At 65.7% G+C, this 25,031-nt stretch carries 24 protein-coding genes; 19 read left to right on the plus strand and 5 right to left on the minus strand.

Annotated features, from left to right (window positions below; translation table 11 throughout):
- The 17 genes from LJ725_RS09200 to LJ725_RS09280 all read left to right on the plus strand — a co-directional run bounded on the left by LJ725_RS09200 (position 1) and on the right by LJ725_RS09280 (position 15,554).
- Positions 1–585 carry a histidine phosphatase family protein gene (locus LJ725_RS09200; protein ID WP_230550356.1) on the plus strand — a complete coding sequence of 195 codons (585 nt, stop codon included), beginning with the start codon at positions 1–3 and terminating at the stop codon, positions 583–585.
- Positions 582–1,730: a glycosyltransferase family protein gene (locus LJ725_RS09205; RefSeq protein WP_230550357.1), complete on the plus strand. Its 1,149-nt coding sequence runs from the start codon at positions 582–584 to the stop codon at positions 1,728–1,730. Before LJ725_RS09200 ends, LJ725_RS09205 begins: the two co-directional genes overlap by 4 nt.
- Entirely contained in the window at positions 1,727–2,506 is a 780-nt protein-coding gene (locus LJ725_RS09210; protein WP_230550358.1) for a polysaccharide deacetylase family protein, read from the plus strand. Before LJ725_RS09205 ends, LJ725_RS09210 begins: the two co-directional genes overlap by 4 nt.
- Entirely contained in the window at positions 2,503–3,009 is a 507-nt protein-coding gene (locus tag LJ725_RS09215; RefSeq protein ID WP_230550359.1) for a hypothetical protein, read from the plus strand. The genes LJ725_RS09210 and LJ725_RS09215 overlap by 4 nt, the downstream gene beginning before the upstream one ends.
- Positions 3,006–4,958 (plus strand): ABC transporter ATP-binding protein, encoded by a 1,953-nt coding sequence (locus tag LJ725_RS09220; protein ID WP_230550360.1) that lies wholly within the window; start codon positions 3,006–3,008, stop codon positions 4,956–4,958. The genes LJ725_RS09215 and LJ725_RS09220 overlap by 4 nt, the downstream gene beginning before the upstream one ends.
- 1 nt (position 4,959) lies before the next feature.
- Entirely contained in the window at positions 4,960–5,958 is a 999-nt protein-coding gene (locus LJ725_RS09225) for an ABC transporter permease (RefSeq protein ID WP_230550361.1), read from the plus strand.
- Between the two features lie 7 nt (positions 5,959–5,965).
- Complete coding sequence (locus tag LJ725_RS09230) at positions 5,966–7,156, plus strand: ABC transporter permease (protein ID WP_230550362.1); 1,191 nt, start codon at positions 5,966–5,968, stop codon at positions 7,154–7,156.
- 362 nt (positions 7,157–7,518) lie between these two features.
- The gene (gene ccmA / locus LJ725_RS09235) at positions 7,519–8,163 is read left to right on the plus strand and encodes a heme ABC exporter ATP-binding protein CcmA (RefSeq protein ID WP_230550363.1); all 645 of its coding nucleotides are present in this window, start codon (positions 7,519–7,521) and stop codon (positions 8,161–8,163) included.
- On the plus strand, positions 8,160–8,825 hold the full coding sequence (ccmB, locus tag LJ725_RS09240) for a heme exporter protein CcmB (RefSeq protein WP_230550364.1): 666 nt from the start codon (positions 8,160–8,162) through the stop codon (positions 8,823–8,825). The genes ccmA and ccmB overlap by 4 nt, the downstream gene beginning before the upstream one ends.
- Positions 8,826–8,839: 14 nt before the next feature.
- Entirely contained in the window at positions 8,840–9,559 is a 720-nt protein-coding gene (locus tag LJ725_RS09245; RefSeq protein ID WP_230550365.1) for a heme ABC transporter permease, read from the plus strand.
- Positions 9,556–9,696 carry a heme exporter protein CcmD gene (ccmD, locus tag LJ725_RS09250; protein ID WP_230550366.1) on the plus strand — a complete coding sequence of 47 codons (141 nt, stop codon included), beginning with the start codon at positions 9,556–9,558 and terminating at the stop codon, positions 9,694–9,696. Before LJ725_RS09245 ends, ccmD begins: the two co-directional genes overlap by 4 nt.
- The gene (gene ccmE, locus LJ725_RS09255) at positions 9,693–10,127 is read left to right on the plus strand and encodes a cytochrome c maturation protein CcmE (protein ID WP_230550367.1); all 435 of its coding nucleotides are present in this window, start codon (positions 9,693–9,695) and stop codon (positions 10,125–10,127) included. The genes ccmD and ccmE overlap by 4 nt, the downstream gene beginning before the upstream one ends.
- A gap of 205 nt (positions 10,128–10,332) precedes the next feature.
- Positions 10,333–12,279 (plus strand): heme lyase CcmF/NrfE family subunit, encoded by a 1,947-nt coding sequence (locus tag LJ725_RS09260; protein ID WP_230550368.1) that lies wholly within the window; start codon positions 10,333–10,335, stop codon positions 12,277–12,279.
- A 1-nt stretch (position 12,280) separates the two neighbouring features.
- Entirely contained in the window at positions 12,281–12,820 is a 540-nt protein-coding gene (locus LJ725_RS09265; protein ID WP_230550369.1) for a DsbE family thiol:disulfide interchange protein, read from the plus strand.
- 110 nt (positions 12,821–12,930) lie between these two features.
- A complete protein-coding gene (locus tag LJ725_RS09270; protein ID WP_268990580.1) occupies positions 12,931–13,386 on the plus strand; it encodes a cytochrome c-type biogenesis protein in 456 nt (151 codons plus the stop codon).
- A 6-nt stretch (positions 13,387–13,392) separates the two neighbouring features.
- Entirely contained in the window at positions 13,393–14,679 is a 1,287-nt protein-coding gene (gene ccmI, locus LJ725_RS09275) for a c-type cytochrome biogenesis protein CcmI (RefSeq protein ID WP_230550371.1), read from the plus strand.
- A gap of 269 nt (positions 14,680–14,948) precedes the next feature.
- Positions 14,949–15,554, plus strand: a complete 606-nt coding sequence (locus LJ725_RS09280; RefSeq protein WP_230550372.1) for a hypothetical protein — start codon at positions 14,949–14,951, stop codon at positions 15,552–15,554.
- 22 nt (positions 15,555–15,576) lie between these two features.
- Here LJ725_RS09280 and LJ725_RS09285 read toward each other — a convergent pair whose 3' ends face one another.
- From LJ725_RS09285 to LJ725_RS09295, 3 genes are all read right to left on the minus strand, one after another.
- Entirely contained in the window at positions 15,577–16,800 is a 1,224-nt protein-coding gene (locus LJ725_RS09285) for a GIY-YIG nuclease family protein (protein WP_230550373.1), read from the minus strand.
- Positions 16,793–18,751, minus strand: a complete 1,959-nt coding sequence (locus LJ725_RS09290) for a DEAD/DEAH box helicase (RefSeq protein WP_268990561.1) — start codon at positions 18,749–18,751, stop codon at positions 16,793–16,795. Before LJ725_RS09290 ends, LJ725_RS09285 begins: the two co-directional genes overlap by 8 nt.
- An 80-nt stretch (positions 18,752–18,831) precedes the next feature.
- Positions 18,832–21,600 (minus strand): class I SAM-dependent DNA methyltransferase, encoded by a 2,769-nt coding sequence (locus tag LJ725_RS09295; RefSeq protein ID WP_230550375.1) that lies wholly within the window; start codon positions 21,598–21,600, stop codon positions 18,832–18,834.
- Positions 21,601–21,723: 123 nt separating this feature from the next.
- Between LJ725_RS09295 and LJ725_RS09300 the strand changes: the two genes are divergently transcribed.
- Both LJ725_RS09300 and LJ725_RS09305 read left to right on the plus strand, forming a co-directional pair.
- On the plus strand, positions 21,724–22,146 hold the full coding sequence (locus LJ725_RS09300; protein WP_230550376.1) for a nuclear transport factor 2 family protein: 423 nt from the start codon (positions 21,724–21,726) through the stop codon (positions 22,144–22,146).
- 121 nt (positions 22,147–22,267) lie between these two features.
- Entirely contained in the window at positions 22,268–22,696 is a 429-nt protein-coding gene (locus LJ725_RS09305) for a DUF2442 domain-containing protein (RefSeq protein ID WP_230550377.1), read from the plus strand.
- Between the two features lies 1 nt (position 22,697).
- Here LJ725_RS09305 and ahpF read toward each other — a convergent pair whose 3' ends face one another.
- Together ahpF and ahpC are read right to left on the minus strand one after the other, a co-directional pair.
- The gene (gene ahpF, locus LJ725_RS09310) at positions 22,698–24,299 is read right to left on the minus strand and encodes an alkyl hydroperoxide reductase subunit F (protein ID WP_230550378.1); all 1,602 of its coding nucleotides are present in this window, start codon (positions 24,297–24,299) and stop codon (positions 22,698–22,700) included.
- Positions 24,300–24,369: 70 nt separating this feature from the next.
- Positions 24,370–24,939, minus strand: coding sequence for an alkyl hydroperoxide reductase subunit C (gene ahpC, locus LJ725_RS09315; RefSeq protein WP_230550379.1), 570 nt, complete (start codon positions 24,937–24,939; stop codon positions 24,370–24,372).
- Between the last annotated feature and the right edge of the window lie 92 nt (positions 24,940–25,031).

Raw genomic sequence — 25,031 nt, forward strand, 5'->3', positions numbered from 1 at the left:
GTGCCGTTCGCGATTCTGCGTCATGCGCCCACGGTCTGGAATGGCGAGGGCAGGCTCCAAGGCCTCACCGACACCGCCCTCAGTGTCGAAGGCGAGACCGCGGCCCGGAACTGGTGCCTGCCGCCGCCTGCCGACGGCTGGAAGCGGGTGAGCAGTCCCCTGCAACGGGCGCGCCGGACGGCCGAGCTCGTGCAGCCTCCGGCGGAGGTCGTCCTCGATTCGCGCCTGCGCGAGATGAGCTTCGGTGTCTGGGAAGGCTTCACGGTCGAACGGCTTCGCGCCACCGGCGGCGAGCTGTTCGCGACGGCGGAAGCGGCCGGCCTCGACTTCCATCCGCCGGGCGGCGAGTCGCCGCGCATGGCCATGGCCCGCCTGTCCCGGTGGAGTTCCAGCCTGGGTGAACCGGTGGTGGCGGTGTCGCACAAGGCTGCGATCCGCGCGCTCCTGGCTTTGGCGACCGGCTGGAACATGCTGGGCCGCCCGCCGCACAAGCTGGACTGGAAATGCGCGCACTTCTTCGTCGCCGGGGACGAGGGCCGCGTGCGGATCGATCGGCTGAACGTGCCGCTGGCGGGCACTTCATGAGCGCGCGTGTCTTCTTTTACGTGCAGCATCTGCTGGGCATCGGGCATCTGCGCCGTGCCGCGACCCTGGCGCGTGCGATCTCCGCCGGCGGGTTCGATGTGCTGCTTGTGTCGGGCGGCGCGCCCGTCGACGGGCTGGCACTGGGCGATGCGCGATTTCATCAGTTGCCGCCGCTGCGCGCGGCCGACGCCAGGCTGAAGGAACTGGCCCGACCTGATGGAACGCCGGTCGACGAAGCCTTCAAGGTGATGCGAACGCGGCAGCTGCTCGCCGTTTTCGATGCTGAACACCCCGACATTCTGCTGACCGAGCAGTTTCCCTTCGGCCGCACCCAGCTTCGCTTCGAGCTGATGCCGCTGCTCGACGCCGCCCAGGACCGCGCGTCGGCTCCTTGGATCGTGTCGTCGATCCGCGACGTGCTGCGCCGGACCGCCTCGCCCGCCAGGGTCGACGAGATGGTGCAGACGTTCGAGGCGTTCGATGCCGTACTGGTTCATGCCGATCCGGCGCTGGTTCGTCTGGACGATAGCTTCCCGGCCTGGCCCGACATCAAGGACCGCGCCCTCTATACCGGTTACGTGGCGGATTCGGGTCCGCAGCCGCCGCCGGAGATCGATGCCGGCAAGGGCGAGGTGATCGTCTCGGCCGGCGGCGGGGCGGTCGGTGCGCCGTTATTGCAGGCCGCCCTTGCTGCGCGGCCGCTCTCGCCGCTGGCGGAGCGGCGCTGGCGGCTGCTGGTCGGCCCGAACATGCCGGCTGCGGAGGTCGCCGCTCTGCGCGCCTCGGCCGGGGGCGACGTCATCGTCGAGCCGGTGCGGGCCGACTTCCCGGCGCTGCTGCGCAACTCAGCGCTGTCGATCTCGCAGGCAGGCTACAACACGGTGGTCGAGACGCTCTGTCACGGTGATCGCGCCGTGCTGGTGCCGTTCGGCACCGCGCGCGAAACCGAACAGGCCGACCGCGCGAGGGTCCTGGTCGAGCGCGGCATGGTTGCCGCCGTCGCGCCCGACGGGCTCTCCGCGGCAAGCCTCGCGGCGGCGATCTCCCGGGCGTGGGCCGGCCCTTCGATCCGCAGCTTCCCGCCGGTCGACGCGGGAGGGGCCGCCGCCACAGTCGCGGCGCTGCGTCAGATGGTGTCGCCGTGAGTCGTTGGCAGGCGCTCGCCGACGAGGCGGCGCGCTGGGGAGAGGCGGGTCGCACCGCCCAGCTCTGGTGGCGCGACGACGATGCCGTCGATGCGGGCGAGGCGCTCGATCGCCTGCTCGCGATCGCACGCGAGCTAGCGACACCGCTCGCTCTGGCAGTCGTGCCGGCCAGGGCCACGCCGGCCCTGGCAAGCCGTCTTGCCGGCGAGACGGATGTCGACGTGCTGCAGCACGGCTATGCCCACACCAATCATGCCGTGGCACCGGAGAAGAAGATCGAGATCGGCCTGCAGCGGCCGGCGATGCTCACCCTGGGCGAACTGGGCACGGGCTGGATGGCGCTCGAGCAATTGTTCGGATCGCGCGCACTGCCTGTCATGGTACCGCCATGGAACCGTATCTCCCCGGTCCTCGTGCCGACCCTGCCCGAGATCGGTTATCGTGGCCTTTCGACCTTCGGGCCGCGACCGCGTGTCCATCCGGTGCGCGGTCTTCTGCAGGTCAACACGCATGTCGACCTGATCGACTGGAAGGGCGGCCGCCGTTTCGCCGGCGAGGAGACCGTGATCGACGCGCTGGTCACAGCGCTTGCGCGCGCACGCGCGGGAGACGGCGAACCCGTCGGGGTGCTCAGTCATCATCTTGCGATGGACGCCGGGGCGTGGGATTTCCTAAGGTCATTGTGGGAAATAACACGGACATTGGAGAACATCCGAGTGCTCGGCGCGCGCGGGCTGTTCACCGCTGAAGTCAGGGATCGGGGAGGGCGCGGGTGAACGCCGCAGATCTGCGCTATCCGCAGAAGACACTGGTTGCCGACTATACGCGCGCGGCGACGGGCGTCATCCTGTGTGGAGCGCCTCTCCTGCTTCTCGACGTCAATCGCTGGCTGGCGGCCCTGCTGTTGGCGGGGTTGGCGCTGTTCGCGCTGTTTCTCGTCCGGACGGCGCTGCGGCATCGGACGCGCTACGCGCTCAGCCCGGAGACGCTCTGCGCGGACGGCCCCGGGGGCGCGCTGGTCGAGTGGAACCGTCTCGACCGGCTGAAGCTCAGTTATTTCTCGACCAAGCGAGACCGGTCTGATGGCTGGATGCAATTGAGTGTCGGTTCGACGGGCGGCAGGTTGATAAAGGTCGATTCCGCCCTGGAGGGCTTTCACGATATCGTGGAGCGGGCGGCGCAGGCGGCCGAGGCCACGGGCGCGCCGCTCAGCGACGCGACGCGGGCGAATCTGAGGTCGATGGGCATCGTGGTCGTGGGTCAGGAAGAAACCGTATGAAGGATCTGCTGCGCGTCGAGGACCTGACCGTCGAGTTCGGCGTGCACGAAGGCGTGCTGCGCGCCGTCGACAAGGTCTCCTTCTCCATCCCGCCGGGCGGCACGGTGGCGCTGGTCGGCGAATCCGGCTCCGGCAAGTCGGTGTGCAGCCAAGCCATCATGGGCCTGCTGCCGCGCACCGCCACCATCTCTTCCGGCTCGATCCTGTTCCAGGATCCGCGCGTCGACGAAGGCGTCGTCGACATCGCCCGCATCGACCGCTCCGGGCCGGCCATGCGGCGCATCCGGGGCGGCCAGATCTCCATCATCTTCCAGGAGCCGATGACCTCGCTCTCGGCGCTGCACACGGTGGGCGACCAGATCGGCGAGGCGGTCGAATTGCACGGAGCCCGGCCGGGCGGCCCGCTCGGCGGCCAGGCCGGCCGCAAGCTCAGCCGCGCCGAGATCGACGCGCTCACGGTGGACATGCTGCGCATGGTGGGCTTTCCCGACCCTAAGCGGGCGTTGCGCACCTATCCGTTCGAGCTCTCGGGCGGCCTGCGCCAGCGCGCGATGATCGCGATGGCGCTGGTCTGCCGGCCGGCGCTGCTGATCGCCGACGAGCCCACCACCGCGCTCGACGTCACCATCCAGGCCCAGATCCTGCGCCTCATGAAGGACCTGCAGTCCGAGCTGGGCATGGCGCTGCTGATGATCACCCACGATCTCGGCGTGGTCGCCAACGTCGCCGACGACGTGGTCGTCATGTATCGCGGCAAGGTCGTCGAATCGGGCGACCTGCACGACATCTTCCGCGATCCGCAGCATCCCTATCTCAAGGCGCTGCTGCATGCGGTGCCGCGCTTCGACATGAAGCCCGGCGAGCGGCTGCAACCGATCCGCGAGATCAAGGGCACGACCGGCCATCTGCTGAAGGAAAAGCCGGTCTCGGCTCCGACCGAGACCTTCAATCCTGACGCGCCGGTGCTCAAGGTGCGTCACGTCACCAAGACATTCCGCATCCGCAAGGCCGACACGCTGATGGAACAGCTGATGGGCGGCGGCACGACCCGCGCCATCCGCGCGGTCAACGACGTGAGCTTCGACGTCATGCGGGGCGAGTGCCTGGGCCTCGTGGGTGAATCGGGCTGCGGCAAGACCACGCTCAGCAAGATGCTCATGCGTGGCATCTCGGCGGACGCCGGCCAGGGCGGCCGGGTGGTCTTCGACGACTGGGGTCGCAAGATCGACGTGATGAGCCTCGAGGGAGCGGATCTGAACCGCTTCCGCACCAAGCTTCAGTTCATCTTCCAGGACCCGTTCGGATCGCTCAATCCGCGCATGACGGTCTACGACATCCTGGTCGAGCCGCTGGTCATCCACGGCATCGGCGACGATGCCTATCGTCGCGAGATGGTCGCCGAGCTGATGGAAATGGTCGGTCTCGATCGCCGTCATCTCAGCCGCTATCCGCACTCCTTTTCGGGCGGTCAGCGCCAGCGCATCGGCATCGCCCGCGCGCTCGCGCTACGTCCCGACATGGTGATCTGCGACGAGCCGGTTTCCGCCCTCGACGTTTCCATCCAGGCGCAGATTCTGAACCTGCTGAAGGACCTGCAGAAGCAGCTGGGCCTCACCTATCTTTTCATCAGCCACAATCTCGCGGTGGTCGACTACATCGCCGACCGCATCGCCGTGATGTGCGCCGGCCGTCTGGTCGAACTGGCGCCGGCGGGCGAGTTGTTCCGCAATCCCATGCATCCCTACACCAAGGCCTTGCTCTCGGCCGTGCCGATGCCCGATCCCGACGCCCGCCTCGATCTCGGCGCGCTGATGGAGGGCAAGGCTTCCGATCCCAGCGTCTGGCCCGAGCCGTTCCGCGACGACGGCAAGACACCGCTCTTCTGGACCGAGGCCGAGCCCGGCCACTATGTCCGCGTCTCGCGGCCCAATGGGCGAGAGGTGGTCTGACATGCTGCAGTTCATTATCCGCCGCGTGCTGCTGATGATCCCGACGCTGTTCGTGATCAGTGCGCTCGTCTATTTCATCATCGACCTGCCGCCCGGCGACTGCGTGACCTCGCAGATCGAGGAGCTTCTGGCGCGCGGCGATCCCGATGCCCACGCCCGCGCCGCCGAGTTGCGCGATCTCTACGGCCTCAATCATCCGCTGTGGCTGCGCTACCTCGAATGGGTCGGCGGCATCTTCCGCTGGGATTTCGGCCTCTCCTGCCAGGACACGGTGCCCGTGGCCGACCTGATCAGCGAGCGCATGATGCTGACCATCATCATGGAAACCTGCACGATCGCCTTCATCTGGATCGTGTCGTTCGTCATTGGCGTCTACGCCGCCACCCATCAGTACAAATGGGGCGACTACGTCGCCTCGTTCATCGGCTTCATCGGCCTGTCGATTCCGAACTTCCTGCTGGCGCTGGTGCTGCTCTATGTCGGCAAGGTCTATTTCGGTCTGTCGATCGGCGGCCTGATGGACCCCGAGTACATCGACAAGCCGCTGAGCTGGGGCAAGGTCGTGTCGGTGCTCGAGCACCTGATCATCCCGGTGATCGTGATCGGCATGTCGGGAACGGCCGGCATGATCCGCCGGCTCCGCGCCAACCTGCTCGACGAACTTCAGAAGCAATACGTCGTCACCGGCCGGGCCAAGGGCCTGCCGCCGATGAGGCTGCTGGTGAAGTACCCGTTGCGGCACGCCATCAACCCGTTCGTGGCCGATATCGGCGGCCTGCTGCCGGACGTCATCTCGGGCTCGGTCATCGTGTCGGTGGTGCTGTCGTTGCCGACCACCGGCCCGATGCTGCTGAGCGCGCTCAAGACCCAGGACGTGAACCTCGCCGCCACCTTCCTGCTGTTCGTGGCGGTGCTGACCGTGATCGGCATGCTGATCTCGGACCTGGCGCTGGCCGCGCTCGATCCGCGCATCCGCTTCGGCGCGACTTCGGAAAAGTGAGGGTGCCATGACCGACACCACACCCACTGGCGCCACTCCCGAGCCGCGCCGCCGCGCGCCGCACTTCGTCTCCCAGGAGCCTTGGGATCCCTACGTCGCCGACAAGCTGACGGCGGAGCAGGAACGCTACTACATGGCGGGCCAGTGGAAGCTCATGTGGTGGCGCTTCCGCCGCCACAAGCCGGCGGTCGTCTCGCTGGCCTTCCTGCTGCTGATGTATTTCTCCACCCTGATCAGCGAGTTCATCGCCCCCTACGATCTGCACACGCGGCACACGCGCTACATCTTCGCCGCCCCGCAATCGGTGCATCTCTTCCACGAGGGCTCCTTCCTCGGGCCGTTCGTCTACGGCCTCAAGATGGAGCGTGATCCGGCGACCCTGCAGCGCGTCTATTCGCCCGACAAGACCAAGCCGCAGCAACTGCGCTTCTTCTGCCTGGGCGAGAGCTACGAATTCTGGGGACTGATCGAAGGCAGCTTCCATTTCGTCTGCCCGCCGAAGGATGGCACCTTCTTCCTGCTGGGAACCGATCGATTGGGACGCGACATGTTCAGTCGCATCGTCTATGCCGCCCGAATCTCCCTCACCATCGGCATCATCGGCATCGCCTTGTCCTTCGCGCTGGCGCTCATCCTCGGCGGACTGGCGGGTTATTACGGTGGCTGGATAGACAGCGTGGTCCAGCGCATCACCGAGATCATCAAGAGCTTCCCGCACCTGCCGCTCTGGCTGGCGCTGTCGGCCGCGCTGCCCGTCACCTGGTCGCCGCTGCTGGTCTATTTCGGCATCACCATCATCCTGGCGCTGCTCGACTGGCCGGGCCTGGGACGCGCCGTCCGCTCGAAGCTCCTGTCCTTGCGCGAGGAGGATTACGCTGCGGCCGCACAGATGATGGGCGCCAAGCCCGCGCGCATCATCGGCCGCCACCTGCTGCCCGGCTTCATGAGTCACCTGATCGCGTCGGCCACCCTGTCGATTCCGTCGATGATCCTGGCCGAGACGGCGCTGTCGTTCCTCGGCCTCGGACTGCGGCCTCCCATCACCTCATGGGGCGTGCTGCTGAACGAGGCGACGGACATCAACGTCGTTGCGGTGAACTGGTGGCTGATGCTGCCGGTGGTGCCGGTGATCCTGGTGATCCTGGCGTACCAGTTCATGGGCGACGGGATGCGCGACGCTGCAGACCCTTACGCTTAGGCGCTGCGCGCCTAAGCGTAAGGGTCAAAGCGTCGGGCGGGCGTCAGGGCCTGTAATCAGGCTCGAGAGCCCGCACGGCTCAGAACGGATGAGGGGGCCGACACACCCTCAAGCCTTTGGAATGATTAGTTATTCTGCACTTGGCAATGTCTGTGCGACTGTTGCCGAGAAATCACACTAATGCCCCATTTAGGTCTGGCAGTGGCCACCCGGGACTTCCATTTAGGTTGGGTATCTCCCCCGAACGTGGTCCCCCCAAAGCCACGTTCTAGCCTCCTCGGAGGCGCTCAGGCCGTCATCTCACTCTCCCCCGAGATGACGGCCTTTTTCTTTGCCTGCTTCCAACATGCTAGGACGGCGTCATGGCGCCTCCTCTCCTCGAAGTGACCGGGCTGTCCTGCCGCCGCGGCGGGCGGCTGGTGTTCGACGGGCTGTCCTTTGCCCTTGGCCCCGGGGATCTGCTGGCACTGACGGGGCGCAATGGCAGCGGCAAGACCAGCCTCCTGCGCGCCCTCGCGGGACTCACCCCGGTTCACGCCGGCATGATCGCCTGGCAAGGCAAGAACGTCGCGGAGGATCCAGAGGCGTGGCGTGGCCGGCTGGCGTGGCTTGGCCACCTCGAAGGGCTGAAGGGCGACCTCACGGTACTGGAGAACCTTGTCTTCGCCGAACGGCTGCGCGGCGGCGAGCCGGGGGACCGGCTGGAATGGGCCCTCGTCGCTTTCGACCTCAACGCTCTTTCCGCACGCGAGGTGCGCACCCTGTCGGCCGGTCAGCGCCGCCGCACCGCGCTCGCGCGCATCGTCCTGTCGCAGGCGCCGCTATGGCTGCTCGACGAGCCCTTGAATGCCCTCGACGCGACGGCACAGGCCGCCTTGCGGACGGCGCTGCAGGCCCACCTCGCCGCTGGCGGACTCGTCATCGCCGCCACCCATGTCGAACTGGGCATTCCCGGCCCGCAGCGTCTCGACCTGCGCGGCGGGACCCCGGCCGAGAGGGCGGCATGAGCGGCTTCACCGCCCTGCTGCGGCGCGATCTCTCCCTCGTCTGGCGGCGACCGGGCGATGTCGGGGTCGTGCTCGCCTTCTTCGTGGTGGCCACTGTCCTGTTCCCGCTGGGCATCGGCCCCGAGACCAACGTGCTGGCGCGCATCGCCGCCGGGGTCCTTTGGTGCGCCGCCTTGTTCGCTGCGCTGCTGTCGCTGGAGCGTCTGTTCGCCGCCGACTACGAGGACGGCACGCTCGACCTGCTGCTGCTGGCGCCGTGGCCGCTCGAGCTGGCGGCACTGGCCAAGTGCCTCGCTCACTGGATTGTGACCGGCCTGCCGCTCAGCCTGCTCGCGCCGGTGCTGGGCGTCGCCTTCGGCCTCGACGGGCCGAGCCTGTTGGCGTTGATGGCGACGCTGCTGGTCGGCACACCGACTTTGTCACTGATCGGCGGGCTTGCCGCGGCCCTCACGCTGGGTGCGCGCAAGTCCGGCGCGCTACTGGCGCTCCTGGCACTTCCGCTCTGCGTGCCGACGCTGATCTTCGGCGCGGGCGCGATCGAGACACTGGCGGCGGGTGACGGCATCGTGACACATGTTGCGATCCTCGCCGCTCTTGCATTGGTCGCCCTGGCCACGACGCCGTGGGCAATCGCCGCGGCCTTGCGGCAAGCCGGCGAATAGGGAGGATGGGGCCGATGGCCGACCTGCATTTTCTCGCAAATCCTGCGCGGTTCCGGCGCTTCTCCCAGCGCGTGCTGCCCGGCCTCGGCTTCGCCACCGCGCTGATGCTGGCGGTGGGCATCTACATGGCCTTCTTCGTGGCGCCGGAGGACTACCAGCAGGGCAAGACGGTGCGGATCATGTTCGTGCACGTGCCGTCTGCCTGGTTGTCGATGGGCGGCTACGCGATGCTATCGGCGCTCGGCGCCTCGCTGCTGGTGTGGCGCCATCCGCTGGCGGCGCTGATGGCGCGCGCGGCCGCGCCGGTGGGCGCGAGCTTCGCGGCGGTCTGCCTGCTCACCGGCTCGCTGTGGGGCCGGCCGATGTGGGGCACCTACTGGGTGTGGGACGCGCGGCTGACCTCGATGCTGCTGCTGTTCTTTCTCTATCTCGGCCACATCGCGCTCAGCCGCGCCTATGACGAGCCCGAGCGTGGCGATCGCGCGGCGGCGATCCTGGCGCTGATCGGCGTGATCAATCTGCCGATCATCAAGTTCTCGGTCGACTGGTGGAACACGCTGCACCAGCCGGCCTCGATCACGCGGCTCGACGCGCCGGCGATCCACAATTCGATCCTGGTGCCGCTGCTCTGGATGGCGGTCTCGCTGCTGTTCCTGTTCGTCTACCTGGTGCTGCTGCGCACCGAGACCGAGATCGATCGCCGCCGCCTCGAGAATGCCGAGGCTGCGGCATGAGCAACCACGCGGCCTATATCCTCGCCTCCTATCTCGTCGCCGCCGCTATCCTGGGCGGGCTGGTGATCGCCTCACTCGCCACGCGCCGCAAGGTGCGGCGCGAGCTGGCCGCGCGCGGCCTGGAGAAGCGGCGATGACCCCGAAGCGCCGCCGCCTCTGGCTGCTGCTGGGATCGCTGGGCACGCTCGGCATCGCGGCCGCGCTCGTGCTCACGGCGCTGAACGACAATCTCGTCTTCTTCTATTCGCCGACCCAGGTTGCCGAGAAGAATATCGGCCCCGACCGCCGCTTCCGCCTCGGCGGTCTCGTGGAGCAGGGCAGCGTGCAGAAGGAGGGGCAGCTTGTGCGCTTCACCGTCACCGATACGAACAAGACGGTGAAGGTCACCTATCGCGGGATCCTGCCGGACCTGTTCCGCGAAGGTCAGGGCGTCATCGCCGAGGGCTCGCTCGGCCCGGACGGCGTGTTCACGGCGCGCGAGATCCTCGCCAAGCACGACGAAAATTACATGCCGCCGGAGGTCGCGAAGGCGCTGAAGGAAAGTGGCAAATGGAAGGACGCCAAGTGAGCGCCTTCGCGACCTCCGGTGGGCGGCAGCGCCTGCAGGAGCGCAGCGACGAAGGCGCGGGAGCCCACTGTGTGGAGGCTTTCAGGTGGTGTTTCGCCACCCTCATCTTTTCTGAGCCGTGCGGGCTCTCGGGGCTTCGCTTCGCTGCAGCCCCTGCCGCCCGCCAGTTCCGCGACGCATCCGACATTGGCGTAACAGGTGCTTCGTGGTCGCGGAACTAGGCCACTTCGCCCTCATCCTCGCGCTGGCCGTCGCGCTGGTTCAAGGAACGCTGCCTCTCGTCGGCGCATCGCGCGGTGATCTCAGGCTCATGTCTCTCGGCCGCACCGCGGCGCTGACGCAGGCCTTCCTCGTGCTGCTGTCGTTCGGCGCGCTGACGCAGGCCTATGTGACGTCGGACTTCTCGGTCCTCAACGTCGTCGCCAATTCGCATTCGGCCAAGCCGCTGCTCTACAAGATCAGCGGCGTGTGGGGGAACCACGAGGGCTCGATGCTGCTGTGGGCGCTGATCCTCGCGCTGTTCGGCGCGGCGGTGGCGATCTTCGGAAACAACCTGCCCGACACGCTGCGCAGCCGCGTGCTGGCGATCCAGGCGCTGATCGGCGTCGGGTTCCTGGCCTTCCTGCTGTTCACGTCCAACCCCTTCGAGCGCGTGTTCCCAGCGCCGCCCGACGGCAACGGGCTGAACCCGCTGCTGCAGGATCCCGGCCTCGCCTTCCATCCGCCGCTTCTCTATCTCGGCTATGTCGGCTTCTCGGTGACCTATGCCTTCGCCGTTGCCGCCCTGCTCGAAGGAAGAGTCGACGCGGCGTGGGCGCGCTGGGTGCGGCCGTGGGCGCTGGCGGCCTGGTGCTTCCTGACGCTCGGCATCGCGCTGGGTTCGTGGTGGGCCTATTACATCCTGGGCTGGGGCGGATTCTGGTTCTGGGATCCCGTCGAGAATGCCTCGCTGATGCCGTGGCTCGCCGGCACCGCGCTGCTGCACTCCGCCATCGTCGTGGAGAAGCGCGACGCGCTGAAGAGCTGGACGGTGCTGCTGGCGCTGCTCGCCTTCTCGCTGTCACTGCTCGGCACCTTCCTGGTGCGCTCGGGCGTGCTCACCTCGGTCCATGCCTTCGCGCAGGACCCGGCGCGCGGCATGTTCATCCTGGCGTTCCTGCTGCTGGTCACCGGCGGCGGCCTGGCGCTCTACGCCTGGCGCGCGCCGCAGCTGCAGGGCGGCGGGCTGTTCCAGCCGGTCAGCCGCGAGGGCGCGCTGATCCTGAACAACCTGCTCCTGTGCACGCTGGCGGCCACGGTGCTGCTGGGCACGCTCTATCCGCTGTTCCTCGACCTGCTGACCGGCAACAAGGTCTCGGTCGGCCCGCCGTTCTTCAACGCCACCTTCGTGCCGCTCTGCGCGCCGCTGTTCGCCGCGCTCTGCGTCGGCCCGTTCCTCGGCTGGAAGCGCGCCGAACTGGGACCGGCGCTGATGCGATTGCGGATCGCGCTGGTCGTGTCGCTGGCCGCCATCGTCGTCGCCATGACGATGATCGACAGCCGCTCGACGCTCGCCGCGCTCGCCTTCGGCTTCGGCGTCTGGCTGATCGTCGGCAGCCTCGCCTCGCTCTCCGACCGCGTGCGCAGCGGCACGCTGCGCACCATCCCGCGCTCGACGCTCGGCATGGTGATCAGCCACGCGTCGCTCGGTGTCGTCGTGCTGGGCTCGGTCGCGACCTCGTCGTGGAACACCGAGCTGATGCAGACCATGAAGCCCGGCGACCGGGTCGACTTCGCGGGCTATTCGGTGCTGCTCGAGCGCATGGACGAGGTGCGCGGCCCCAACTACATCGCCGAGCGCGCGACCCTGAACGTCAGCGTCGGCGGCAAGCCCTACACGGTGCTGCAGCCCGAGCGCCGTCTCTTCACCGTGCAGCGCCGCCAGATTGCCGAGACCGCGATCCAGACCAACTTGCTGCGCGACTTCTACGCCACCCTGGGCGAGGGCGATCCGCGCCAGGGCTGGGTGATCCGGCTCTATCTCAACCCGCTGGCGCCGTGGATCTGGCTGGGCGCGGCGCTGTGCGCGCTGGGCGGCTTCGTCTCGCTGTCGGACCGCCGGCTGCGCATCGGCGCGCCATCGCGCAAGCCGGTTCTGCAGGCGGCGGAATAGCATGCGCCGGCTCCTCTTCATCCTGCCGCTGCTGACGCTCGCGCTGATGGCGGGCTTCTTCGCCTGGTCGCTGACCAGTGGCCGCGACCCGGCCTCGATCGGCTCGGTGATGGTGGGCCGGCCGGCGCCGAAGCTCGACCTGCCGGCGCTGCGGCCGGGCGAAGCGCCGCTCACCGACGCCGATCTGCGCACCGGCAAGCCGGTGATCGTCAACTTCTTCGCGAGCTGGTGCACGCCCTGCCTCGCCGAGCATCCGCTGTTCACGCGGCTCGCCGAGCGCGAGGGCGCGACCATCATCGGCATCGCCTGGAAGAACAAGCGCGACGACGCGCTCGCCTGGCTGAAGAAGCTCGGCGATCCCTTCAAGCTGGCGGGCCTCGATCTCGACGCCCGGACCGGCCTCGACTGGGGCCTCTCCGGCGTGCCCGAGACCTACCTGATCGACGGCAACGGCATCGTGCGCCGCCACTATCGCGGGCCGATCACCGAACGGGATCTCACCGAGACGATCCTGCCGTTCCTCAAGGGGACGGTGAAGTGATCGGGTCCCGTCGCCTCTTCTTCATGTTCCTCTCCCCCTTGGGGGAGAGGTCAGGTGAGGGGGTGCGCCGCCCCCTCACCCAGCCTCTCCCCCTGGCGGGGGAGAGGAGCCTGAAGGGCTGGCTTTGCGTTTTCCTGCTCCTCTTCACCCTCCCCGCTCTCGCCGTAGAGCCATCCGAGATCCTGCCCGATCCCGCGCTCGAATCCCGGGCGCGCGAGATCGGCCGGTCGTTGCGCTGCGTCGTCTGCCAGAACCAGTCGATCGACGATTCCTCCGCCGAGGTGGCGCGCGACATGCGGCGCGCCGTGCGCGAGCGGCTGACCGCCGGCGACAGCGACCGCGACGTCTTCGCCTTCATGGTGGCGCGCTACGGCGACTACGTGCTGCTGAAGCCGCCCTTCAAGGCCGGCACCCTGGTCCTGTGGCTGGGCGCGCCGCTGGTGCTGCTGGTCGCGGGTGCCGCGCTGCTGGTCGCCGCCCGCCGCCGCCGCGCCCAACCGATCGTGCCGCCCAAGCCGCTCGACGAGGAGGAGCGCCGCCGCCTCGACGCGCTCCTGAAGGGCTGACGGGCCATGCTCGAATTCCTGCTGGCCCTCCTCACCACCGCCACGGTCGGCGCGCTGCTGTGGCCGCTGCTGGCGCGCCGTCTCGACCGCCACGACCGGCTGCAGGCCGAGCTGGCGATCTACCGCGACCAGCTGGCCGAGCTGGAGCGCGAGCGCGCTGCCGGCAGCCTGCCGGCCGCCGAGGCCGCCGCCGCCCGCACCGAGATCGAGCGCCGCATGCTGGCCGCCGGCGACGCCGCCGCCGCGTCCCGGGCCGCGACCAGATCCGACGCCTGGCACAAATGGCTGCCGCCGGCGCTCTCGCTCTTCGTGCCGCTGCTGGCGCTCGGCCTCTACCTGCAGACCGGCCGGCCGGGCCTGCCCGCCGCGCCCTTCGCGGACCGTGGCGCCGACCGCGGCGCCCCGCACGCCGCCCCCGGCCAGCAGTTCGACGTTGCGGGCCTGCTGAAGTCGGCGCGCGAGCGGCTGAAGGAGAACCCCGACGATCCCGAGGCGCTGGCGGCGCTGGGCGAGGGCCTCACCCTGGAGGCCGGCGGCACCGTGACCGGGCCGGCCGTCGACGCGCTGCGGCGCGCGCTCAAGGCGCGGCCCGACGATGTCGGCACGCTCTACTATCTCGGCCTGCACGAGGCGCAGAGCGGCGATTCGCGCGCCGCCATCGCGCGCTGGCGCGAGCTCGAGGCCAAGAGCCCGCCCGACGCGCCCTGGCTCGGCATGCTGCGCGCCGAGATCGCGCGGGTGGCGAAGGCCGCCGGGATCGAGGTGCCGCCCGCCGCGCAACCCACACCGCAATCCACCATGCCGACGCCCAGCCGCGAGCAGCAGGAGGCGATGGCCCAGCTCCCGCCGGAGCAGCGCCAGCAGGCGATCCGCACCATGGTCGAGGGGCTGGCCGCGCGCCTCGCCGACGCGCCGCAGGACCGCGCCGGCTGGCTGCGCCTGGCCAATGCCTGGAAGGTGCTGGGCGAGAACGCCAACGCCGCCGACGCCTACGGCCGCGCCGACACGCTGGCCCCCGTCGACGCGCGCATCCTGGCTGACTGGGCCGAGGCGCATGTGCGTCAGCTGGCGCCCGGCGCCGTGCCGTCGCCGCAGGCCGTCGCCGTGCTGGAGCGGCTGGAGAAGGCCGAGCCGCGCAACGCGCTCGCCCTGTTCTACCTCGGCGTCGCCGCCGAAGCCGCGGGCAACAAGCCGGCGGCGCTGCAGCGCTGGAAGACGCTGCTGGCGCTCCTGCCGGCAGATGCGCCGATCCGCGGGATGCTGGAGGAGAGGATCAAGGCGGCGGGGGGGTGACCCACCCCCTCCTCATGCTGAGGAGGCCGCGGAGCGGCCGTCTCGAAGCATGGGCACGAACACTGCGCGTCGCCGAATCGGATACTATCGGGTATGAAATCGGGTATCGGAACCGCTCGGCCATGCGGGAACCCCGGCTGACCTGCGTTCCGACCTCGTGAAATTCGTCACTGATCGACCAGTTCAAGGGACTCTGGAAGGCGAGCTATCGACGGCGTCGCTGTTGTGGAATTATTCCGGAAGGATTTTGCGGGAAAGGTCGGAGGCAAATGACTTTCGGTTGGGGCGTGCGGAAAGACGTTGCCTTCCATGAGAGTGGTCATGCCGTCGCCCGCGTTTTATCGATAGGCCGCGCAGGCATCACCAATGCGAATGCTATCCGTTGGATAGAAATGGACGAGGGCAATCCACATGTCTCCGTGATGGAAATGCCGATTACGCCGGACATGAAGGAAGCCGGCGAGCGTCTCGGTCTCAAGGATGGCACTCGTTGGACGCTGGAACAGCGGCTCATCTTGTTCACTAAACTTATGAAAATTGATCCACTCGAATGGGCGAGCGTGCGTTTTTTCGAGATCGCCGCAGGCGCGGCGGCCGAAGCGAAGTTCAGACAGATGTCCTTTGACTTGGTCTGGAGGGAGTACGGGTGCAGCGATGATCGCGAGAAGATACCCGCGACTTGTGAAATGATCGGATTGAAAGAACCGGAGGCAAAAGAGCTATTTGGTGAGCGATCCAAAGAGGTATGCGCCGCAATGGAAAAGGCCGAGGTTTGGCGGGCGGTGCAAACTCTAGCCGAACGATTGCCAGCCACAGGCCGAATGCGGGGCGACATCGTTGTTTCCATCGTTCAAGATGCGTTGCGTGGCTTGTGATGAAGACGGGGCTGCAAGCGGATCAAGGCGGGGGCGACCGATCCGAGCTACTTAGATTGGGGACTTGTACGAGCGAAGCCTGCTTTGGATCGTAAACATACTGACCGATCGTTCCGTTCATGATCTTCTCCACAGCGTCGTTGATCGCTTTCAGAGGAACGAAAAACCATTCTTCGGGAACGAAAGGACGCCCAAAGCGGTCCAGAATTTCAATCTCCAACCTCGCCGGTGCGAAGATCCGATGGATCAGATTTTCGAGTCTGGAACGACCCAAGTTGAACAGCTTGTAGGTCGCGATAACTTCTACATCTGCCATCAGAAAAGTAGGCTGAAGTCGTGCTCCAGCAACCCGGCGCTCCACACTTAGATTAGTGACGCCGATCTTGTGAACGAGATTGCGATTCGCGGCGACTGTGGGATGATCTGATTTGCTTCGAAGCACATATATGGTTCCGCTGGCCTGATCTCCTTCGGCAGCCTCGCCGGCAAAGAGCGGCCCGGCGACCGGCGCGGTGATCCGCCGCCCCGCCTCATCCTTGTTGAGGGCACGTTGCAGCGAGCGCATGAGCATATTGCTCTCGGTGCCATTGTCGAAGATGACCCGCAGCCGCGCGTCGGTACGGCCCTGCGGATTGGTGAAGATGTCGCCCACCGTTGCGACATAGGCCTTCTGACCACCGACGATGAACCAGCCTCCGGCCTCGATCTCGGCCTTGAGTTCAAAGGGCCGCGTCCGCCGAAAACCGCTGTCGAGTTCCGCCTGCACCTGTTGGAAAAGCGGCTTGAAGCGGTCGAAATCTTCGCACTTCTGGCGATTGGCGATCTCCTCCGCTTCCTGCCTCTCGACGGCCGACCGCACATGGCGCAACTGGCTGATGTCGGAAGGCGTCGTCGCGGTCACGCCGAGCTGTTCCAGCAGAGCGTCATCATCGATCGCCTCCGAGAAGCCCGGCCGGGGGCGCTTCCCTTCCGCTAGAAGCCCCTGATGATCGAGAGGCTCGATAAGCGCACGGCAGTCATCCTGCGCGCGCAACCGGTCGAGTCGCACCGCGTACAGCCGCTCGAATATGTCCCGCTCTTCCCCATGCTCCGGCGCTCGGCCGTGCTGATCGACGAAGCGCTGAATCTCCTCGAAGCCGGCAATGATCCGCTCCTCGCGTGGCGTATGGCGCGCATGCTTCTTAGTCTCCACCTCGACGCCGAGCTCTCCCAGAAGGGCGTCATCCTCGTCGGTGAACCTAGCCACGGGCCGCCTCAGCCTTCATGCGCACGAGGAATGCCACGCCCTCGGCCATGCGCCGTTCCCAGGCATCGAGCGAGGTGATCGACGGCAGTCGACCGCGCTCCTGCTTAAACCTCAAGGCCCGTCGGGCAAGCTCGCGAGCCTCTTCCGTAGTCAGACTGAGCCGCTTGCCTGCAATCGCCTCCTGCACCTGCTTCAGGCTTTCCTCCCTCATGGACTTGGAGAGGATCGAATAAGCTTCGCTGAAGGGGTTGATGCTGTCGATCAGGTCGATATCCAGTTCCTTGACGTGAAGGGCGAACTTGCGAATGCCATCGACGAAGGCTGTGTTCGGCGTGCTTTCACCCGTCGCGACTTCCTTGGCCTTCTGGACGAAGTTGATGGCGGCGATCGCATGTTGCCGCACGGCCTCCTGGTCCTCCTCGTCAAGCTCGGGGTACCTGTCCTTGATGATTTTGCCCATGCGGAGCTGTGTCAATTCCTCCGGCACCAGCTCGGGATCGAAAAGCCCGCGCTCGATCGTCGTTTTGTCCTGGACGAAGGCAGCAATGACCTCATTGAGGTCCTGCTGGCAGATGCGCTGCGCTTCCGTGCTCTTCGGCGCGACAAGCCCCTTGATCTCGATCTGGAACTGGCCGCTTTCGCCGTTGTATCCGACATTGCACTTCAGCGGGTCATAGCCACCTTCACCATAATCGAAGCCTGCGATCGGCCCATTCGCCGGGTTCTTCGGCTTGAACTCGAAGCGGGGCGCCAGCACCTGCTCCATCAGCAGGCTCGCAGCGATGGCTTTCAGGGTGTCGTTGACGGCCTCCGTGACGGCCTCCTGAGAGGCGTCGGGCTCGGCGATCAGGTTGGTGAAGCGGGCCCGCGTCTTGCCCGGCGCGTCGCGCGTCGCGCGGCCGATGATCTGCACGATCTCAGTGAGGCTCGATCGGTAGCCGATGGTCAGCGCATGCTCACACCAGATCCAGTCGAAGCCTTCCTTCGCCATGCCCAGCGCGATGATGATGTTCACATAGTCGCGGTTGTTCTTCTGCGCCGAGTCCTTAAGTGCGGCGGAGACACGGTCGCGTTTGGATGGATCGTCATCGACCAGGTCGGCGATCCTGAGGATGCGACCCTCGCGGGTTTTGACCAACTGGAAGCCGGTTGCAGGATCGGTTCCCTGCCATTCGCCAAGCGCCTCGAGGATATGCTCGACCTCCCTGATCTTGTCCTTCGTGCTTTCGCGCGCATTGACGTTCGGGATGTGGATGATCGTCCTTTCGGCGGGATCGATCACCTTCTGGATATCGTCGGCATAAGACCCAGAATAAAAGAAGTAGCCAATGTCGAGTTGCTTCAGGTGCTCATAGCCGTTGAGCTGTTCGTAATAGGTATAGGTGACGGTATCGAACTTCGCCTCGTCCGCCGGAGACAGCACGGCCTCCGCGTCGCCCCGGAAGTAGGAGCCGGTCATCGCCACGATATGGACCCGATCGCGGGCGATGAATTCCCCTAGGTGAAAGCCGAGCTTGTTATCCGGGCTGACCGAGACGTGATGGAATTCGTCCACGGCGATCAGCCGGTCGTCAAACACATCGACGCCGAACTTATCGACGGCGAAGCGGAAGGTGGCATGGGTGCAGACCAGCACCTTGTCCGTGCTTTCCAGAAAGGCCTTCACGGCATTGACCTTGCCGCCGTCGGTGCCGGGAGCGTTGCACAGGTTCCACTTCGGAAAGACGGTCCAGTCCGCCCAAAAACCGAACGTCGTCAAAGGCTCATCGTTGAAACTCGCGCCGATCGCCTTCTCTGGTACGACGACGATCGCCTGCTTGAGTTCCTGATTGTAGAGTTTGTCGAGGGCGATGAACATCAGCGCGCGGCTCTTGCCCGAGGCCGGCGGCGACTTGATGAGAAGGTATTGCTCGCCCCGTCTTTCATATGCGCGTTCCTGCATTGGCCGCATGCCCAAGGCATTCGCCTGGGTCGACCGGCCACTACGAGCGTATGAGACCGAGACGGATGGGGCAGAGGTTCTATCGTCGGTCACGGGAGTGCCTCCGCTCTCCGCCTTCTGGCTATCCCCTGCCCCGCCGTCATCTTTGTGTAGAGATCGAACAACTTCTCCAGCCGCTCTGTATCGTTGCGGAAGCGGCGACCCATATAGATGCGCTCCAACACCTCGTCGTTGCGCTCATGGGCTTCACGCAGGTCTGCAGGCATACTGTCCTCGTCGTAAAGGTCCGCGATACAAGCGGGAAAATGCACTTCACGCGCCAGCAAAATATCCTCGGCGCAACGAGTAAGGTCAGCTTTGTTTTTGTCGGTTAGCAGAGGAACAGGAAAGGTATTCCAACCAAGCGTATTGGAATATCTGAAATCCATTTTCATCTTACCGCAAACTGCGGCAATCCAGACTAGATGCAGCCTCGACGCGAGTAGCGAGATACTCCAGAGAGGCCCATCGTAAATTGCGAAGGCGAGGTTGCTGAGCACTGTTCGTGAGTCAAAGACGTCTACGGGAAGATATGGTCTTCTTTCAGAAGACACACCGCCAATACCAACAGTTCGAACTTTGCTCTCGCCGGCGAGATAGACGAATCTGTGCGGCCTACTAGAGAACTCGGCCGTAGACTCAAGCGGGCTCTGCCTTCGCATTTCGGCTACCGCGTTAAGACGCTTCAAAATCTCTGGAACACTGCGAGCCAACGCCACGTCCCCGTCGTCAATCCAGAGACAGTGTCGCACGCTACCTCTTATCAACTCCGCTGAACCGACATATCGCCTAGTCCAACGGCCTACAACGGGAGCAGCTTCTAGTAGATTCCGCGCCTCATCTTGATCGAGAATGAGATGTCCGCCGTCTCTCGGCATACTTCCCATCGTCATCCGCGGAATGTCGCTCAAAGGCTTTGGGCGAGTCTCTATGTAGACGGTAGCAGCGGGCACCAAGTAGGGATTTATGCGATCAACGATACGTACGCTTTCGTTGGTGTATATTTTTACCTGTCCTTTATCCGATAATGGCCGCACGCCCACAATGACGACTGAAACGCCGGCGTTGCTCTTGGCAAGGTTGGACCACTTAAACGGGCGATGCGCGAAGTAGATTTCCTGTCGTCCATCAAGAATATGTGGCCACACCAGTGACACTTGAAGTCCTTCAGAAATAGAGCTTGTGCAGACAAATGCAAATCGGCACGGCTCAATTTTGGTGTAGCTTGCCGCTTTAAGTAGCCATCCAGATACATAGTCGAGCGATTTCCATTTTTGGATTGTCGCTCCGGCTAGTTGTTTGAGATCCAATTTCTGCAGTTCTTGCTGCCGCCGGCTTCCGTAGTAGGGCGGATTCCCACAAATGTAGGTTTCACCGCCCTCGTTCTCGAAATCGATCTGTGCCTGATCGAGCGGTGAGTGGAATAGGTCGTCCGCCTGGTGTTTCACACCAATCCCCGTAGGTGGACAGATGCTCAGCCAATCCAATTGCAAGGCATTTCCGCAAGTGATCCAGTTCTCGGCATCCAGCGGTAGAAACTCGGCGAGCGCATCCTTCTGGCCGCGATAAAGCACATCGCACTGATACTCAGCGATGATGAGCGCCAAGCGCGCGATCTCGGCCGGAAAGTCGCGCAGTTCGATCCCTCGGAAGTTGGTGAGCGGGATTTCACTGCGCCGAGCAGACTCGCCTCGCCGCCTGTTGATCTCAGCCTCAATTGCTCTCATCTCCTTGTAGGCGATCACCAGGAAGTTGCCAGAGCCACAGGCCGGATCGAAGACCCGGATTTTTGACAGTCGTCTGCGAAGGTTCAACAGCGTGCGGGAATTATCTCCAGCATCGTTCAAGCGGGCGCGTAGATCGTCGAGGAACAGTGGATTCAGCACCTTCAAGATGTTCGGCACGCTGGTGTAGTGCATGCCGAGCGCCCCACGTTCCTCATCTTCGGCGACCGCCTGGATCATCGAACCGAAGATGTCTGGGTTGATCTTTCTCCAGTCGAGGTTGCCGATATGGAGAAGGTAGGAGCGCGCGATGCGGCTGAATCTCGGGGCCTCCGGGCTGCCGCCGAAGAGGCCTCCGTTCACGTATGGGAACACGTCCGCCCATCTGGCGATGCCGGCTTCGGCGCGGTCGGCGATCTTCGTGTTCATCGCGCGGAACAGTTCGGCGATCACCTCGTGGGTATTGGATGCGTCGCGCGCGCTCATCTGCTCGATGGTGGCGGTGAATAGTCCGGTGCCGTTGAAGATGTCGGTGTCTTCGGCGAAGAAGCAGAAGATCAGCCGCGCCATGAAGTGGTTCATGTCGGGGCGGCGCTGGGCGGTACCCCATTCCGGGTTGTCCTTCAGTAGCTCAACATAGAGCCGGTTCAGGCGGCTGGTCGCCCGGATGTCAAAGGAGCTTTCGCGGATCTGCGTGACGGTCGTGATGCCGGCGAGGGGCAGGAAGAAACCGAAATGGTCGGGAAAGTCGGCATATGCGCAGGCGACCGTCTCGCCGCTCGCGAGGTCCTCGGCTTCGAACGTCTCGCCATCGGTCGCCAAGATGAATTTCGCCTTGGCACGGTCCGTCGCCGGGCTGGCTTTCAGCGCTGCGAGCGTCTTCGTGACCTCGCCGGGAGCGGCGACGTTGATGTGGATGTTGTTGGTCTGGAGAACACCGCCAAGGTCGGACTTATTCGAGGCGCCGCTACGCAGGCGCTTGAGCGTAGTTTCTTTGTTGCCAAACGCTTCGAGGAAGGCGAACGGGAACTCGACCCGATCGAACGGCCGTTCGGCGAGGGTAGAAATTGCTTGTTCAATCTCGACAGCGTTCATTGGTCGTCATGGTAGTCATCAGAGGTTCGTCGGGCCAGTGTCCCTCATTACCTCGCAGACAATCGCCGCCTCGCCTGTGCTGGCCTATCTCCCGCGTGGATCAACCATCCGCAGGAGGAAGCCATGTCCCATCCCACCGCCACGCCGGACGCCGTCGTCGAGGCCTACGTCGCCACCTGGAACGAGACCGATCACGCGCGCCGCCGCGCCGGCCTGGCCGCGGCCTGGACCGAGACGGGGATCTACCGCGATCCGGTGATGGCGGGCGACGGGCATGCCGGGATCGACGCCATGCTGGCGGGCGTGCAGGCGAAGTTCCCGGGCTTCGTGCTCAAGCGCACCTCGCCGGTCGACGCGCACGGTGGGTCCCCGGGCGGTCCCGCGGGCGGCCCCTCCGGCGGTGCGGGGGCGCGCTATCTGCGCTTCACCTGGTCGCTGGGTCCGGCCGACGGGCCCTCGGTCGTCGAGGGCGTCGATTTCTGCACCCTGGCGCCGGACGGGCGGCTCGCGTCCGTGGTCGGCTTCATCGACAAGATGCCGGGGTGAGACGGCACGCGAGGGTTGCCGCCCTCGTCGGGACGGCAATTCCTTATCCTGTCCGATGGGTTATTCTCGTTCCGACGGCATGGGGCCGGGTCCCCGGCGCCGAAGGATGAGGAAGATCGAGATGGCCGGTGATCGATCGAAGGCCGAGATGGATCGCGAAATCGACCGCGCCCTGGCGCGCGGCCGTCGCCGGGCCGTGACCGAGCCGCAGGCCGAGCGCGCGCACTATGAACGCCGGACCGGCCGGGTCGTGGTCGACCTGACCAACGGCTGCAGCTTCGTCTTTCCGGCGCGTTCGCTGCAGGGTCTGGTGCAGGCGACCGATGCGGAACTGGCCGAGATCGAGATCCTCGGGGCCGGCCACGGGCTGCACTGGCCCGCCCTCGACGCCGATTTCACCGTGCCCGGCCTGCTGATGGGCGTGTTCGGGACCCGCGCCTGGATGATGTCGGAGCTGGCCCGCCGCGCCGGCCAGACGAAATCCAAGGCCAAGGCTGCCGCCGCCCGCGCCAACGGCCGCAAGGGTGGCCGTCCGCGACGGGCGGCGTAACTCAAGCCGCCTTCAGCCCTTCCGAGGCCGACGCTTCGGGCTGGGCCGGCGCACTCCGGATCAGGTGGTCGAACGCCGAGAGCGCAGCCTTGGCGCCCTCGCCCATGGCGATGACGATCTGCTTGTAGGGCACGGTCGTCGCGTCGCCGGCGGCGAAGATGCCGGGGACGGAGGTCTGGCCCCTGGCGTCGATCTCGATCTCGCCGCGCGGGCTGAGCTCGATCACGCCCTTCAGCCACTCGGTGTTGGGCACCAGGCCGATCTGCACGAAGATGCCCTCGAGCTCGATCGTCTTGGGCTCACCTGTGGTGCGGTCCTTGTAGGCGAGGCCCGTCACCTTCGCGCCGTCGCCGTGCACCTCGGTGGTCTGCGCCGAGACGATCACCGTAGCGTTGGGCAGCGAGCGGAGCTTGGCCTGCAGCACCGCGTCGGCGCGCAGCTGGCTGTCGAACTCGATCAGCGTGACGTGGCTCACCAGGCCCGCGAGGTCGATCGCCGCCTCGACGCCGGAATTGCCGCCGCCGATCACCGCCACCCGCTTGCCCTTGAACAGCGGGCCGTCGCAGTGCGGGCAGTAGGCCACGCCCTTGTTGCGATACTCGGCCTCGCCGGGGACGTTCATCTGCCGCCACCGCGCGCCGGGCGAGAGCACGATCGTTTTGGCCTTGAGGGTCGCGCCGTTCTGCAGCTCGACCGTGGCCAGGCCGCCCGGCTGCGTCGCCGGCACCAGCTTCGTGGCGGTCTGCAGGTCCATCACGTCGACCTCGTAGTCCTTCACGTGCGCGGCCAGCTCCGCGGCCATCTTCGGGCCCTCGGTGTGGGAGACCGAGATGAAGTTCTCGATGCCCATCGTGTCCAGCACCTGGCCGCCGAAGCGCTCGGCGGCGATGCCGGTGCGGATGCCCTTTCGCGCGGCGTAGATCGCCGCGGCCGCGCCGGCGGGGCCGCCGCCGACCACCAGCACGTCGTAGGGCTTCTTGGCCGCGATCTCCTCGGCCGCGCGTTCCGTCGCGCCGGTGTCGAGCTTGGCCAGGATCTGCTCCAGGCTCATGCGGCCCTGGCCGAACGGCAGGCTGTTCAGGAAGATCGAGGGCACGGCCATCACGCCGCGCTTCTCGACCTCGTCCTGGAACAGGGCGCCGTCGATCGCGGTGTGGCGGATGCGCGGGTTCAGCACGCTCATCAGGTTCAGCGCCTGCACCACGTCGGGGCAGTTCTGGCACGAGAGCGAGAAATAGGTCTCGAACGTGTAGTCGCCGTCGAGGTTCTTCACGCGCTCGATCGTGTCCTGCGCCTCCTTGCTCGGGTGGCCGCCGACCTGCAGCAGCGCCAGCACCAGCGAGGTGAATTCATGGCCCATCGGGATGCCGGCGAAGCGGACCGAGATGTCCGTGCCGGGCCGCACGATGGCGAAGGAGGGCTTGCGCATGTCCTCGTCGGCCTCGGCGAAGGTCACCTTGTCCGACAGGCTGGCGATCTCCTGCAGCAGCTCCTTCAGCTCGACCGACTTGGGGCCGTCGTCGAGCGACGCCACCAGCTCGACCGGCAAGGTCAGGCGCTCGAGATAGCCCTTCAACTGCGTCTTGAGGTTGGCGTCCAACATGGGAGGTACTCCTACTGAAATGTAGCGAAGCGGAGTGGAGGGACCCCCGATGAGGCCCCTCCGCCCTTGGCTAGATCTTGCCGACCAGGTCGAGGCTGGGGGCGAGGGTCTTCTCGCCTTCCTTCCAGGCGGCCGGGCAGACCTCGCCCGGATGGGCGGCGACGTACTGGGCCGCCTTGACCTTGCGCAGCAGCTCCTTGGCGTCACGGCCGATGCCACCGGCGGTGATCTCGACGATCTGGATCTTGCCGTCGGGGTCGACCACGAAGGTGCCGCGATCGGCCAGGCCCGCTTCCTCGATCATCACGCCGAAGTTGCGGGTGATGGTGCCGGTCGGGTCGCCGATCATCACGTAGTCGATCTTCTTGATGGCGGCCGAGGTGTCGTGCCACGCCTTGTGGCTGAAGTGCGTGTCGGTCGAGACGCTGTAGATCTCGACGCCCAGCTTCTTGAACTCGGCATAGTTGTCGGCCAGGTCCTCGAGCTCGGTCGGGCACACGAAGGTGAAGTCGGCCGGGTAGAAGAAGACGACCGACCACTTGCCCTTGCCCTTGAGGTCGGCGTCGGTCACGTCGATGAACTTGCCCTTCTGGAAGGCGGTGGCCTTGAACGGCTTGATCTCGGTGTTGATGAGGGACACGCTTGAAACTCCTTGAGTAATTGGTCGCACTGCTACTTAGGTTCGTTCTAAGATCGTTTAAAGCGCAAAATACCGAATTGAATAATCGCTTT

The sequence above is a fragment of the Reyranella aquatilis genome, from assembly GCF_020880995.1.
In the GTDB taxonomy this organism is placed as follows: domain Bacteria; phylum Pseudomonadota; class Alphaproteobacteria; order Reyranellales; family Reyranellaceae; genus Reyranella; species Reyranella aquatilis.